The organism is Thioclava sp. F36-7, assembly GCF_002020075.1.
In the GTDB taxonomy this organism is placed as follows: domain Bacteria; phylum Pseudomonadota; class Alphaproteobacteria; order Rhodobacterales; family Rhodobacteraceae; genus Thioclava; species Thioclava sediminum.
This window is the reverse complement of the sequence record NZ_MPZR01000001.1, coordinates 202605-215640: the sequence shown is the minus strand read 5'-3', so window position 1 is coordinate 215640 and position 13036 is coordinate 202605. Positions and strand designations below refer to the sequence as shown.

At 65.7% G+C, this 13036-nt stretch carries 13 protein-coding genes; 9 read left to right on the top strand and 4 right to left on the bottom strand.

From position 1 onward, the window contains the following. Positions 1 to 34: 34 nt before the first annotated feature. Positions 35 to 1228, bottom strand: coding sequence for an alkane 1-monooxygenase (locus tag BMI89_RS00780; RefSeq protein WP_246831941.1), 1194 nt, complete (start codon positions 1226 to 1228; stop codon positions 35 to 37). A gap of 122 nt (positions 1229 to 1350) precedes the next feature. Between BMI89_RS00780 and BMI89_RS00775 the strand changes: the two genes are divergently transcribed. The 7 genes from BMI89_RS00775 to BMI89_RS00745 all read left to right on the top strand — a co-directional run bounded on the left by BMI89_RS00775 (position 1351) and on the right by BMI89_RS00745 (position 7954). Continuing rightward, on the top strand, positions 1351 to 1989 hold the full coding sequence (locus BMI89_RS00775; RefSeq protein ID WP_078569452.1) for a lysoplasmalogenase family protein: 639 nt from the start codon (positions 1351 to 1353) through the stop codon (positions 1987 to 1989). A gap of 55 nt (positions 1990 to 2044) precedes the next feature. Continuing rightward, positions 2045 to 3331 carry a signal recognition particle-docking protein FtsY gene (gene ftsY, locus BMI89_RS00770; protein ID WP_078569451.1) on the top strand — a complete coding sequence of 429 codons (1287 nt, stop codon included), beginning with the start codon at positions 2045 to 2047 and terminating at the stop codon, positions 3329 to 3331. Positions 3332 to 3511: 180 nt separating this feature from the next. After that, positions 3512 to 4414 (top strand): EamA family transporter, encoded by a 903-nt coding sequence (locus BMI89_RS00765; protein WP_078569450.1) that lies wholly within the window; start codon positions 3512 to 3514, stop codon positions 4412 to 4414. A 6-nt stretch (positions 4415 to 4420) separates the two neighbouring features. Then, entirely contained in the window at positions 4421 to 5032 is a 612-nt protein-coding gene (locus tag BMI89_RS00760; protein ID WP_078569449.1) for an inner membrane-spanning protein YciB, read from the top strand. A gap of 66 nt (positions 5033 to 5098) precedes the next feature. Beyond that, entirely contained in the window at positions 5099 to 5908 is an 810-nt protein-coding gene (gene xth, locus BMI89_RS00755; protein WP_078569448.1) for an exodeoxyribonuclease III, read from the top strand. 76 nt (positions 5909 to 5984) lie between these two features. Next, positions 5985 to 6551, top strand: coding sequence for a peroxidase-related enzyme (locus BMI89_RS00750; protein ID WP_078519650.1), 567 nt, complete (start codon positions 5985 to 5987; stop codon positions 6549 to 6551). 65 nt (positions 6552 to 6616) lie between these two features. After that, positions 6617 to 7954 carry an 8-oxoguanine deaminase gene (locus tag BMI89_RS00745; protein ID WP_078569447.1) on the top strand — a complete coding sequence of 446 codons (1338 nt, stop codon included), beginning with the start codon at positions 6617 to 6619 and terminating at the stop codon, positions 7952 to 7954. Here the strand turns inward: BMI89_RS00745 and BMI89_RS00740 are convergent. Together BMI89_RS00740 and guaD are read right to left on the bottom strand one after the other, a co-directional pair. Further along, positions 7944 to 8675, bottom strand: a complete 732-nt coding sequence (locus BMI89_RS00740; protein ID WP_078569446.1) for a hypothetical protein — start codon at positions 8673 to 8675, stop codon at positions 7944 to 7946. The two genes, BMI89_RS00745 and BMI89_RS00740, sit on opposite strands and share 11 nt — an antisense overlap. Then, the gene (gene guaD / locus BMI89_RS00735; RefSeq protein WP_078569445.1) at positions 8672 to 9955 is read right to left on the bottom strand and encodes a guanine deaminase; all 1284 of its coding nucleotides are present in this window, start codon (positions 9953 to 9955) and stop codon (positions 8672 to 8674) included. The genes BMI89_RS00740 and guaD overlap by 4 nt, the downstream gene beginning before the upstream one ends. A 146-nt stretch (positions 9956 to 10101) precedes the next feature. Here guaD and mgtE point away from each other — a divergent pair, with 146 nt between their 5' ends. Together mgtE and BMI89_RS00725 are read left to right on the top strand one after the other, a co-directional pair. Beyond that, positions 10102 to 11487, top strand: coding sequence for a magnesium transporter (mgtE, locus tag BMI89_RS00730; protein WP_078519646.1), 1386 nt, complete (start codon positions 10102 to 10104; stop codon positions 11485 to 11487). After that, complete coding sequence (locus tag BMI89_RS00725) at positions 11484 to 12020, top strand: 5-formyltetrahydrofolate cyclo-ligase (protein WP_078569444.1); 537 nt, start codon at positions 11484 to 11486, stop codon at positions 12018 to 12020. Before mgtE ends, BMI89_RS00725 begins: the two co-directional genes overlap by 4 nt. Here BMI89_RS00725 and purU read toward each other — a convergent pair whose 3' ends face one another. Continuing rightward, positions 12021 to 12917 carry a formyltetrahydrofolate deformylase gene (purU, locus tag BMI89_RS00720; RefSeq protein ID WP_078569443.1) on the bottom strand — a complete coding sequence of 299 codons (897 nt, stop codon included), beginning with the start codon at positions 12915 to 12917 and terminating at the stop codon, positions 12021 to 12023. It lies immediately after the preceding gene. Positions 12918 to 13036: the final 119 nt, after the last annotated feature.

Genomic DNA, 13036 nt, shown 5'->3' with positions numbered 1-13036 from the left:
TTTCGCCCAACCTGCCAGATCGCGGCCCGCTTGCCTAGCGCGCGCTCGCCCCTTCGGTGTCGGCTGGCTGCGCTTTGCCCAAGGTCTTTACGCGCTTGTCCATGACCTTGCGCCAGAGCGGCGGGAACAGCGCCAGCGCCGCCATCGCGGGCAGGCTACGCGGGAGAACGGGCCGCTGCGGCTCGGTCAGGTCGCCAAGCCGCAGCGCCGGGTATTCCCGCGCCGGATGCGCGTGGTGATCCGAATGGCGCGGCGCGTTGAGCATCCACAGCGAGGTGATCGGCGCGGGCGCGTCCCAGCTGTGATGCGCATCGACCGGATCGAAACTGCCATCGCCACGGCGTTTGCGTGACAACCCGTAGTGCTGGACGTAATCGGCGAGCAGGATCTGCACCTGCGCATAGGCGCAGAGCATCAGGTAAGCCACCACGCCCTCGGCCCCGAAGAGCATCCCGAACAGCACCGCGAACCACAGCCCGCCCAGCAGATAGGACGGGTAGGGGCCGAGCCGCGCGATCCTCGCCTTGATCCGCGCGCTCAGCGGCGCTTTCGGATCGATCGCAGGTAGACGGGCGAAGCGGTTTCGCTCCATCTCGTAGCCGCCGATGAAGCTGCCGATCCAGGCCCGCGGCGCAAACGACCAGAACCCCTCGCCAAGCTGCGCGGAATTCGGATCGTCCGGCGTCGCGACGAAACGGTGATGGACGAGCCGATGCGCCGAGGTGTGATGCCCGAAAAGCAGCGAGATATAGACCCATTTCCCCAGCAGAAACAGCCGTTTGTCCGAGCGGTGGATCAACTCATGCGCGTTGGAATTCGACACCTGCCCGAAGAACAGCCCAAAGGCCAGCCAGACCGCGATCCAGCTCGGCCCCTCCAGCAGCGTATGCCCCGACATCGCCGCCACGCCGAGCACGAGCAGCACGAAATGCACCACCGCCAGCGTCGTCGACAGCGCATCCGCTGCCGGGAATTCCGAGCCTTCCGGCGCATCGGGAGAGGGATGCTTCAGCGCCTCATCCAGGATAAACATGCACAGCCCGATCCAGACCAGTGCCGCCCAGGCCGCGATCCCGCCGAAGACGCCCGCCACAAGCAGAAGCGGCACCGGCAGAAGCGTCACGACCGCGAAACTGTCGACCCCGGGGATCTCGCGCGACCGCCGCAGCAGATTTGCAATTGCTCCGCTCAGGCGGCGCTTGCGTGAAGGGTCTTTGCCTTGGGTCACGTGCTGCGGGTCCGCTTCGCTCACTCTCAATAGTGCAATGGTTTTGCGCTATTCTTTCGCCAATTTCGACCCTTTTATGACCCCGCTTGCGGCAGCCGGGCTTTTCTGCGCGAGATGTGGCCATGATGTCCGCAGCCCCGATCAGTCTCCTCATCGCCGCCGTCTTCGCGCTGATTTACCTCGCGCGCCATGCAGGCGCTGGGGAAAGCGGCGCGAAAACCCTTGTGAAGACCGCCTCCGTCGTGGCGCTGATTCCGATGGCGGCGGCCATGGGCGCGCCGCTTGCGATCCTCGCGGGCCTCGCGCTCGGGGCGGCGGGCGATTTCGCCCTGTCGCGCCCCGGTCAACGGGCCTTCCTGATCGGCATGGCGGCCTTCGCGGCGGGGCATCTGGCCTATCTTCTGGGGTTTCTCGACATCGGCGCGCGGCCCTCCGCCTGGACCATCCCGCTCATCGCCCTGGGGCTGTCGGCGGAGTTCTGGCTGCTGCCGCGCACGGGCGGGCTGTGCTGGCCGGTGCGCAGCTATATCTGGATCATCGTGGCGATGGCGGCGGTGGCGATGGGCCTTCCTGCGGGCTATCTGATGGTGGTCGTGGGCAGCCTCGCCTTCGTCCTCTCCGACCTGATCCTCGCGCTGGAGATGTTCGTGCTGCGCGACGCAGGCCGCAAACAGCTGGCGGCACGCGCGCTCTGGGTGCTCTACTGGGGCGGTCAGGCCTTGATCGGCTGGGGCGCGGGATCGGGTTTTGCCGGGGGATAAGCCTTCCATCCGGGCCTGCGATGAACTAGGTGGAGCGTAAGGAAAGGCCTGATCCATGTCGTTTTTCAAAAAGCTCAAATCGCGTCTGACGCGTTCCTCCTCGAAGCTCGAGCAGGGCCTCGAGGATATCGTCGCCGAGAATGCGGCCAGCGAAGACGAGGTCGCGGAGACGCCGGAGCCTTCCGCGCCCGCGACGCCCGCAGAGACCTCCCCAGAGGCGGCGCCGCAGACCCGCGCCGAACCCGCCCCGGAACTGGAGCCCGAGGCAGAGCCGGAACCCGAACCCGAGCCGCGGCACAGCGAGACGATCAACCTCCCCGATCCGACCCCGCCCGCGCCCGGCTACGTGCCCGCGCCGGTAACCGAACCGGTCGAGGAGGAGAATGCGCAGATCGCCAAGGCGCCGCTCGACGTCGAGCCCGCGCCCGAGCGCCCCAGCCCCGAGCCGAAAAAGCCCGGCCTTCTGGGGCGCATCTTCGGCGGTGGCGAGGCGAAAGTGGCCGAGCCGCGCCGCGTCCTCGATGACGAGATGTTGGAGAGCCTCGAGGAATTGCTGATCGCCTCCGACATGGGCGTGGACACCGCGCTGCGCGTCTCGGCGAACCTCGCCGAGGGGCGGATGGGCCGCAAGCTCTCGGTCTCCGAGATCAAGGGGCTTCTGGCCCAAGAGGTCGCCCGGATCATGGAGCCGGTCGCGAAACCGCTGCCGCTTTACCCCAAGAAGCCGCAGGTCGTGCTGGTGGTCGGCGTCAACGGCTCGGGCAAGACCACGACGATCGGCAAGCTCGCCTCGCAATTCCGCGCCGCGGGCAAGCAGGTCGTGATCGCCGCGGGCGACACGTTCCGCGCAGCCGCCGTCGAACAGCTGCAGGTCTGGGGCGATCGCGCCGGTGTGCCGGTCCTGACCGCGCCCGAAGGCTCGGACCCGGCCTCGCTCGCCTATGATGCGATGAAGAAGGCCGAGGCCGAGGGCGCGGACCTTCTGATGATCGACACCGCAGGGCGGCTGCAGAACCGCGCCGACCTGATGGAGGAGCTGGCCAAGATCGTCCGCGTGATCCGCAAGGTCGACGAGAGCGCGCCGCATAACACGCTTCTCGTGCTCGACGCGACGACGGGCCAGAACGCCCTGCAACAGGTCGATGTCTTCCGCAAGATCTCGAACGTTTCGGGGCTGGTGATGACCAAGCTCGACGGTACTGCGAAAGGCGGTGTGCTGGTGGCGCTGGCCGACAAGTTCGGCCTGCCGATCCATGCGATCGGGGTGGGCGAGCAACTCGATGATCTGGCGCCTTTCGATCCGGAGGAATTCGCGCAGGCCCTCGTCGGTCTCGAAGACTGACGCCGCGAAGGGGGGCGCCGCCCCCCGCGCTTGCGCGCGCCCCCGGGGATATTTGTGCAAGAGCGAAGAGAGGGATGCGCCTTTCCTCTTCCCCTTGGTCGAAATATCCCGGGGGTGAATGGCCCCTGAGGCCAGAGGGGGCAGCGCCCCCTTGCCGCCGACATCACGAAGGACTTCCCCTTGAGCGACTGGATCATCTCCGTCTCGGGCACCGAGACCGGCAAGCACCTCGCGCTGAGCCTCGCTCTGCTCGCGGCCTTTCTTCACGCGCTGTTCGGGGCGTTGCAGAAGGGGCGCCACGATCCGTGGCTCAGCCGCGCCGCGATCGATGCGAGCTACGGGATCATCGCGGCCCCCTTCGCGCTTTTCGTCGTGCCGTGGCCCGAGCCCTTCATGTGGCCGATCTTCGTGGGCGTGTTCTTCATCCATGTCGCCTACAAGCTGCTGCAGGCGGCCTGCTACCAGCGCGGGGCCTATACGGTGGTCTATCCGGTCGTGCGCGGCACCGGACCGCTTTTCGCGGTCATCGGGGCGGGGTTCATCTTCGGTGAGCATTTCACGATCGGCCAATGGGCCGGGGTGGCGACGCTTCTGGCGGGCATATACGGGCTAGCGCTCTACAACCTGCGCAATGTGACGGTCGATCGCGACACGATGGTGCCCGCCCTGATGCTGGCCGTGGCGACCGGCGCTTTCGTCGCGCTCTACACCACCTATGACGCCTATGGCATCCGCGCGACCGCCGATCCGTTCACCTTCCTTGCGTGGTTCTTCTTCATCGACGGCTGGTTCATGCCGATCTTTACCGCGCGGCGCTGGACGAAACTGCCGAGTTCGGAAATGGTGCCGCTCATCAAGAGGGGTATTATCGGCGCGATTGTTGCTTATTTCTCCTTTGGCTCGATCATGTTGGCGACACGGCTCGACAAGGTGGGCGAGGCGGCGGTGCTGCGCGAGACGTCCACGGTCTTCGCAGCGCTCATCGGCTGGCTCGTGCTGGGCGAGAAAGTGGGGCCGCGGCGCACGGCTCTGATGGCGCTGATCGCGGCAGGGGCCGTGATCGTTGAGATAGCAGGCAGGTAAAGGCAGATGGCAGAGAAAAAGATTTCCCCCTGGGTGAAAGCGGCGCTCGACTGGGGGCCGCTCATCGTGTTCTTCGTCGCCTTCAACCGGCTCAAGGACGGCACCTACACGATCCTCGGCACCGATTACTCGGGCTTCGTCGTGGCCACCGCGCTGTTCATCCCGCTGATCGCGGCGACGACGCTGATTCTGTGGCTGCTGACCGGCAAGCTCTCGGCGATGCAGATCGCGACGCTCGTGCTGGTGGCGATCTTCGGCGGGTTGTCGGTCTGGCTGAATGATCCGACTTTCTTCAAGATGAAGCCCACGATCATCTACCTGCTGTTCGCGGGCATCCTCGGGGCCGGATTGCTGCGCGGCAAGGCGTGGCTGCAACTGGTGATGAACGAGGCGATGCCGATGGCGCATGAGGGCTGGATGATCCTGACCAAGCGCTTCGTCTGGCTGTTCCTCGGGCTTGCCGTGGCCAATGAGATCGTCTGGCGCACGATGTCGGACGCGCATTGGGTCGATTTCAAGACCTTCGGTCTGCCGATCATCATGATCGCCTTCATCATGTCGCAGGCGAAGCTGTTCGAGCGTCACGGGATCGATAAGGAGGAAAGCGAAGAGGGCTAACTCCGCCCTGTCCGCGCCCGCCGCGATCCGTTACACCTTTCGCGACTGCCAAACCCGGAGCCGCTTATGAAAATCGCCACCTTCAACATCAACGGCATCAAGGCGCGCCATCAGGCGCTGGTCGATTGGCTGAAGGAAGCCGAGCCCGACGTGGCTTTGCTGCAGGAGATCAAGTCGGTCGACGAGGGTTTCCCGCGCGAGATCTTCGAGGAACTGGGCTATTCGGTCGAGACGCACGGCCAGAAAAGCTTCAACGGCGTCGCGATCCTCTCGAAGCTGCCTCTGGAGGATGTGACGCGCGGCCTGCCCGGGGACGAGGGCGACGAACAGGCGCGCTGGATCGAGGCCACCGTGGTCGGCGACAAGGGCGCGGTGCGGCTCTGTGGTCTCTATCTGCCCAATGGCAACCCGGTGGAGCTGGACGATGCGGGTCAGCCCGTCGAGGGCGGCAAATACGCCTACAAGCTGTCATGGATGGAGCGGATGAAGGCGCGGGCCGAGGCGCTGCTGGCGCTGGAAGAGCCTTTCGTGATGGCGGGCGATTACAACATCATCCCGCAGGACGAGGATGCCGCGAAGCCCGAGGCGTGGCGCGGTGATGCGCTGGCGCTGCCGCAAAGCCGCGAAGCCTTCCGCCGTATCCTCAATCTCGGTTTCACCGAGGCGTTCCGCGCCCGGGTCCAAGGGCCGGGGCATTACTCCTTCTGGGACTATCAGGCGGGCGCCTGGCAGAAGAATAACGGCATCCGGATCGACCATCTGCTGCTGTCGCCGCAGGCCGCCGATCTGCTGCGCGATGTCGGGATCGACAAGGAAATCCGCGGCCGCGACAAGCCCTCGGATCACGTGCCGGTCTGGATCACGCTCGACCTCTGAGCGCGATTGCCGCAACGTCATTTCCTCGGCCCGGTCGCACCTGTGCATAGTGGCGGCGGAAGAGAGGAGACCCCACATGCAAGACAAGATCAGCCGGCATCCTGTGCCGAAACTCGCAGACATGCCCGAGGATATCCGCACGCGGATCGAGGCGGTTCACGAGAAGGCCGGGTTCATCCCGAACATCTTCCTCGCGCTGGCGCACCGCCCCGACGAGTGTCGCGCCTTCTTCGCCTATCATGACGCGCTGATGGAGAAGCCCGGCAACCTGACCATTGCCGAGCGCGAGATGATCGTGGTGGCGACCTCGGCGGCCAATGAATGCCAGTATTGCGTGATCGCGCATGGGGCGATCCTGCGTATCCGGGCCAAGAACCCGCTGATCGCCGATCAGGTCGCGGTGAATTACCGCAAGTCCGAGATTACGCCGCGCCAACGTGCGATGCTCGACTTCGCGATGAAGGTGAGCCTGCGCGCGCAGGAGGTCGAGGAGGCCGATTACGAGGCGCTGCGGGCCCACGGGTTCACCGATGACGATATCTGGGACATCGGTGCGATCACCGCGTTTTTCGGCCTGTCGAACCGCTTGGTGAACATGGCCGCGATCCCGCCGAACCCCGAGTTCTACGCGATGGGGCGCTGAGCGCTTCTGGTCTTCGCCATCCGCGCGGTCTAGGCTCTGGCGAAACCAGCCAGTAGGAGCGCGCGATGGGCGAGATCTTGATCCGGGGCGCCGAGGTGATCGTCACGATGGACGGCACCCGGCGCGAGCTGAAGGGCGCGGATCTGCTGCTGCGCGACGGGCAGATCGCCGCCGTCGGGCCGGGGCTGGAAAGCACGGGCGAGGTGGTCGAGGCCAAGGGCTGTGTCGTCACACCGGGCCTCGTGAACACCCATCATCATCTTTACCAGACGCTGACCCGCGCAGTGCCGGGCGGCCAAGATGCGCTGCTATTTGGCTGGCTGCAGACGCTCTATCCGATCTGGGCGAAGATGGGGCCCGAGGAAATCCGCGTCTCGGCGCAGGTGGGGCTCGCGGAGCTGGCGCTGACCGGCTGCACCACCAGTTCCGATCATCTGTATATGTATCCGAATGGCGCGCGGCTGGAGGACACGATCCACGCCGCCGCCGAGCTGGGCCTGCGCTTCCACCCCACGCGCGGCGCGATGAGCATCGGCGAGAGCGATGGTGGCTTGCCGCCCGATAGTCTGGTCGAGCGCGAGGACGCGATCCTGAACGACTGCATCCGGGTCGTCGATGCGTTCCACGATGCAGGCGAGGGCTCGATGTGCCGGGTGGGGATCGCGCCCTGCTCGCCGTTTTCCGTCTCGCGCGAGCTGATGCGCGACGCGGCGCTGCTGGCGCGCGACAAGGGCGTGATGCTGCACACCCATCTGGCCGAGAATGACGAGGATATTTCGTACAGCTTGGAGCAGTTCGGCTGCCGTCCGGGGCAATATGCCGAGGATCTCGGCTGGACTGGCGACGATGTCTGGCACGCGCATTGCGTGAAGCTGGACGCGGGCGAGATCGATCTGTTCGCGCGCACGAAGACGGGGGTTGCGCATTGTCCGTGCTCGAATTGCCGTCTGGGCTCGGGCATCGCGCCGGTGCGCCAGATGCGCGATGCGGGGGTGAAGGTCGCGCTGGGCGTCGATGGCTCGGCCTCGAACGATGCAGGCTCCCTCATCGGCGAGGCGCGTATGGCGATGCTGCTGCAGCGGGTGCAAAACGGCGCCGACGCGATGGCCGCGCGCGAAGCGCTGGAGATCGCGACTTTGGGCGGGGCGCAGGTGCTGGGCCGCCCCGATTGCGGCGTGCTCGCGCCCGGAAAACGCGCGGATGTGGCGATCTGGGATGTCTCCGGGCTGGAGGCGGCGGGCGCATGGGATCCGGTCGCGGCGCTGGTGCTGTGTGGGCCGCCCAAGGTGAAACATCTCTTCGTCGAGGGCCGTCAGGTGGTGCGCGACGGGCATGTGGTGACGATCGACCTGCCGCGGGTGATCGAGAGGCAAAACCGTCTCGCGGGACGGCTTATGGGCTGAATTTCTCGCGCCGCACGGCCCCGGCGGCGCTGGCGATCCGCAGCAGGCGGCGACGGTCGCCTGCAAGGGCGGCCTCCATCAGCCCCGACAACCCGCCGCGCGCCTTCAGATGCGGCCCGAGGTCGGAATGGCCGAGATCGGGGAAGATCAGGTGATCGACGTTTTCTGCGCGCGGGAAGTGCATGGCCTGATCCAGATCGTCATGCGCGCCGTGGCACAGGATCGTCCAGCATGGCGCGGGCGGGAGCGGCGTGGTCTCGCGGGCGAATGTTCCGATCCGAGAGGTCCACTCGCTCCAGCGCGTCTCCCCCGGCACGACGCCCGGTTTGACCGAGACTTGCGGCGACAGCGCGAGCACCACATCGACCGGGATCACCTCCGCTGCGACCAGCGCCGAGACCGCGCCCATCGAGAGGCCAATGGCGGCGATGCGGGTGACGGGGCGGCGGCGCGTCACCTCCGCCAAGGCGGCGCGCAGGGCAGGGGCGAAACCCGGATCGTTTGCCCAGCTGCGGCTTTCGTCGCTGATGAACAGCGCTCGGCGCGGGAAGCCGAGCGTGCCGCGCCCCGTGGCAGTGGCGACGAATTCCGGTGCGGGCGGGCGGCTTGGGTCATGGCCGATCGAGGCGAAGGAGATCACCAGATCATTGCCCCCGCCGTCGAGAAAATCGATGGTGAAGGGCGCGCGGGCGTAAATCCTCTCGAAGGCCGGATCGTTCAATGCAGCCGCTTGCCCGCGACCCAGGTGCCCGTGATCGCGCGGTCGTCGCCCATCATGATCGTGGGGAAGATCGCCTCCCAGATATCCTCCGCACGCGCCGCGCGTTGCGAAATGGCAAGCGTCGAGGCGAGGTCGACAGCGATGAAATCCGCCTCCATCCCCGGCGCCAGCGCACCGATCTTGTCACCCATCCGCATCGACTTGGCCGAGCCTTGCGTGGCCAGCCACCAAAGCTGTGCGGGGTGCAGCGGCTGATGCGTGAGCTGCCCGATCTCATAGGCGGCGGCCATCGTGCGCAGCATCGAGAAGCTCGACCCGCCGCCGGTATCGGTGGCCAAACCGATCTGCTGGCCTTCGGCCAGACGCGTCGGCCAGTCGAAGAGCCCCGAGCCGATGAACGTGTTCGAGGTCGGGCAATGGATCAGCGCCGCGCCGACCTCCTTGATCCGGTCGGCCTCGCGCGGTTCCAGATGGATCGCGTGGCCGTAAAGCGCGTTCTCGCCCAGCAAGCCATAGGTCTCGTAAGTGTCGAGGTAGTCGCGCGCGGTGGGGTATAGCTCGCGCACCCAGGCGATCTCGTCCACCTGCTCGCTCAGATGGGTCTGCATCAGACAATCGGGATGCTCCGCCCAGAGCGCGCCCAAGGCGCAAAGCTGATCCGCCGACGAGGTGGGGGAGAAGCGCGGCGTGATGACATAGCTCAGCCGGCCCGTCCCGTGCCATTTCTGCAAGAGGATGCGGCTGTCGTCATAGGCGGATTGAGGCGTGTCGCGCAAAGCCTCGGGGGCGTGGCGATCCATGCAGGTCTTGCCCGCCGCGGCGCGCATCCCGCGGGTCTTGGCGGCGGTGAAGAAGGCTTCGACGCTGGCGGGATGGATCGTGCAATAGCTGCACATCGACGTCGTGCCGTTCATCAGCGCCAGATCGAGATAGCGGGTCGCGATCTCCTCGGCATGGGCGGGATCGGCGAAGGAAATCTCTTCGGGGAAAGTGTAGGTGTTGAGCCAGTCGATCAGGCGCTTGCCCCAACTCGAGATGATCGCGGTCTGCGGGTAATGCACATGCGCATCGACGAACCCGGGCGACAGGAGGTGGTCGCCATGATCGACGATCTCGGCCTGCGGATGGGCCTCGCGCAGATCGTCGGCCTCGCCCACGGCGGCGATCATACCGCCGTCGATCAGCATACCGCCGCGGCGCCGGTGCGTGACCGCCTCCGGCCCCTCGACAAGCGCGTCGCCACGGTATTCCAGAACCTGCCCAAGGTGCAGCTCAGCCATCATTCTCTCCTGTCCGACGCGTCATGCTAGGGCGGGGCGGGGCGAAGGTAAATCTCTGCCGTCGCGGCGCTTCTTTTTCGCCCTCGCCCCCCTGTCCATCTGCGAGAAAACAGCTATGTTTCACGCGCGATCGGAATGGGGGCGACATGGCCGAAGCACTTGCCGAAGAGACAGAGCGCGAGGAAGAGGATTATCGGCTGAGCGGAGAGCTGGTCGAGGAAATTCTTGATGCCGTCGAGCAGGAAGATGCAGATCGCCTGAGCGAGCTGCTCGAGCCCTTGCACGCCGCCGATATCGCCGACCTTATCGAACAGGTTTCCGGCCATGAGCGGCGCGAGATTCTGCGGCTCTGGGGCCGCCAGATCGACGGCGAGATACTGACCGAGATCGATGAGGGCATCCGCGAGGAGGTTCTCGCGAGCCTGCCGCCGGAAGTTCTGGCCGACGCTGTCCGTGAGCTCGATTCCGATGACGTCGTCGACCTGATCGAGGATCTCGAGGAGCCGCAGCAGGAAGCGATCCTCGGCGCGCTCGACGAGACCGACCGTGCCGCGGTCGAAAAATCGCTGGGCTATCCCGAATATTCCGCGGGTCGTTTGATGCAGCGCGAGGTCGTGACCGCGCCCGAGCATTGGACGGTGGGCGAGACGATCGACTTTCTGCGCAAAGCCAAATGGCTGCCCGACCAGTTCTATCACGTGACCCTGGTCGATCCGGGCCATCATCCGGTCGGCAATGTCACTCTGGGACGCATCCTGTCCGCCCCGCGCGCCTCGAAGCTGATCGAGATTTGTGAGGAAGAGTTCCGCAAGATCTCGGCCTATCAGGACGAGGGCGACGTGGCCTATGCGTTCAACCAGTATCACCTGATCTCGGCCCCGGTTGTGGATGAAGACGACCGCTTGGTCGGCGTCATCACCATCGACGACGCGATGTCGGTGCTCGACGAGGAACACGAGGAAGACATCCTCCGCCTCGCCGGTGTGGGCGACGAATCCGCGATCTCGGATACCGTTCTGGAAACCGTGCGTCAGCGCCTGCCGTGGCTCTTCATTAACCTCCTGACGGCTATTCTCGCCTCGGCGGTGATCTCGATCTTCGAGGGTACGATCCAGCAGCTTGTGGCGCTGGCCGTCTTGATGCCGATCGTGGCCTCGATGGGCGGCAATGCGGGCACTCAGACCCTGACCGTGGCGGTGCGCGCACTCGCGACCCGCGACCTGACCGACAGCAACGTCTGGAGGGTCGTGCGACGGGAAGCCATCGTGGGGCTGTTGAACGGTCTGGCCTTCGCGGTGGTGATGGGCGCGGTGGCCGCCTTCTGGTTCTCGGGCGCGCAGCTTGGGATCGTGATCGGGCTGGCGATGGTGATCAATCTCGTGGTGGCTGCCTTGTCGGGCATCCTGATCCCGCTCGCGCTGGAGAAGCTCGGCGCGGACCCGGCCTTGGCCTCGGGTACGTTCGTCACGACGATGACCGATGTGGTGGGCTTCTTCGCCTTCCTCGGGCTGGCTTCTGTGGTCCTGCTATGAGCAAGGATCTCGCGCGCAAGGATGCTTTCGCGGCGCGCAAGGCGGCCCATGCGGCCGATGATGGCGCGGCGACCCGTGCGCTGACGGCGGCGCTGGAGCCTTTCGCGGGCAAGGTGTTGGCGGGCTATTGGCCGATCCGCACCGAGCCCGATCCGCGCCCGGCGATGGTGGCCCATGGCGGGCCGCTTTGTCTGCCGGTGGTGGTCGCGGAGGCGCAGCCTCTGGTCTTTCACCGCTGGACGCCCGAGACCGAAATGATCGCGGGCGCTTTCGGGGCGCATATCCCGGCAGAGGGCGAAGAGATCACGCCCGAGGTGCTGATCGTCCCGCTACTGGCTTTCGACGCTAAGGGCTATCGGCTGGGCTATGGTGGCGGCTTTTACGACCGCACGCTGGAGGGGCTGCGCGCACGCGGCCCGGTCACGGCGATCGGCTTTGCTTTTGCGGCGCAGGAAGTGCCGGAGGTGCCCACCGAGCCGACCGATCAGCCTCTCGACATGATCGTGACCGAGGCGGGCATCCTACATCTTTGATCAGCCCATCCGCTCGGAGGCGTAGGCACCGGGCGAGGCCGGGAAGACGACCGTCTTGTTGTCGTTCAGGAACACCCGGTGCTGCACATGGGCGTGGATCGCGCGCGACAGCACCTGCGCCTCGACGTCGCGGCCAAGCGAGACGTAATCCGACGGGCTTTGCGCATGGGTGACGCGCACGGTGTCCTGCTCGATGATCGGGCCTTCGTCGAGATCGGCGGTCACGTAATGCGAGGTCGCCCCGATCAGCTTCACGCCACGCTCATAGGCCTGCTTGTAGGGGTTCGCACCCTTGAAGCTCGGCAGGAAGGAGTGGTGGATGTTGATGATCCGGCCCGACATCTTCTGGCACAGCGCATCCGACAGAATCTGCATGTAGCGCGCCAGCACGATCAGTTCCGCGCCCGATTCATCGACCACGTCCAGAAGGCGCTTCTCGGCCTCGGGCTTGTTCTCTTTCGTTACCTTGATGTGGTGGAAGGGCAGGTCATGGTTCACGACGACCTTCTGATAGGTCATGTGGTTCGACACCACGCCCACGATCTCGATCGGCAGCGCCCCTATGCGCCAGCGATAGAGAAGGTCGTTCAGGCAGTGGCCGAAATTCGACACCATCACCAGAACCTTCATCTTCTCGCGGGAGTCGCGGACCGCCCAGTCCATCTCGAAATCCTTGGCGACCGGCTCGAAGGCGGCGCGGATCGCCTCGGCATCCTTGCCCTTCTCGGAGACGAAGCTGACGCGCATGAAGAACTGGCCCGTCTTCGGGTCGTCATACTGATGCGAGTCGGTGATGTTGCAGCCCTGATCGGCCAACACGTTCGCGATCCCCGCGACGATCCCCCGCGTCGAGGGGCAGGCAACGGTGAGAACGTAAGCGTCGGCAGTCTGGGTCATGTCGCATCCCTTTTGATCTTTCGCCCGGTTTCCTAGCGCGCCGGGGGTGGGGACACAATCACCCCGACTCCGGGGAGGAGCGCGGGAGAAAGCGACGGCGTTGCGGTGAAAAGCGGCAT

What these genes read in the sequence shown, in the direction of transcription:
- purU (WP_078569443.1), bottom strand. Translation starts at nt 12,917, where the DNA reads ATGACCCAGACTGCCGACGCTTACGTTCTCACCGTTGCCTGCCCCTCG.
- BMI89_RS00750 (WP_078519650.1), top strand. Translation starts at nt 5,985, where the DNA reads ATGCAAGACAAGATCAGCCGGCATCCTGTGCCGAAACTCGCAGACATG.
- BMI89_RS00745 (WP_078569447.1), top strand. Translation starts at nt 6,617, where the DNA reads ATGGGCGAGATCTTGATCCGGGGCGCCGAGGTGATCGTCACGATGGAC.
- ftsY (WP_078569451.1), top strand. Translation starts at nt 2,045, where the DNA reads ATGTCGTTTTTCAAAAAGCTCAAATCGCGTCTGACGCGTTCCTCCTCG.
- mgtE (WP_078519646.1), top strand. Translation starts at nt 10,102, where the DNA reads ATGGCCGAAGCACTTGCCGAAGAGACAGAGCGCGAGGAAGAGGATTAT.
- BMI89_RS00775 (WP_078569452.1), top strand. Translation starts at nt 1,351, where the DNA reads ATGATGTCCGCAGCCCCGATCAGTCTCCTCATCGCCGCCGTCTTCGCG.
- xth (WP_078569448.1), top strand. Translation starts at nt 5,099, where the DNA reads ATGAAAATCGCCACCTTCAACATCAACGGCATCAAGGCGCGCCATCAG.
- BMI89_RS00760 (WP_078569449.1), top strand. Translation starts at nt 4,421, where the DNA reads ATGGCAGAGAAAAAGATTTCCCCCTGGGTGAAAGCGGCGCTCGACTGG.
- guaD (WP_078569445.1), bottom strand. Translation starts at nt 9,955, where the DNA reads ATGGCTGAGCTGCACCTTGGGCAGGTTCTGGAATACCGTGGCGACGCG.
- BMI89_RS00725 (WP_078569444.1), top strand. Translation starts at nt 11,484, where the DNA reads ATGAGCAAGGATCTCGCGCGCAAGGATGCTTTCGCGGCGCGCAAGGCG.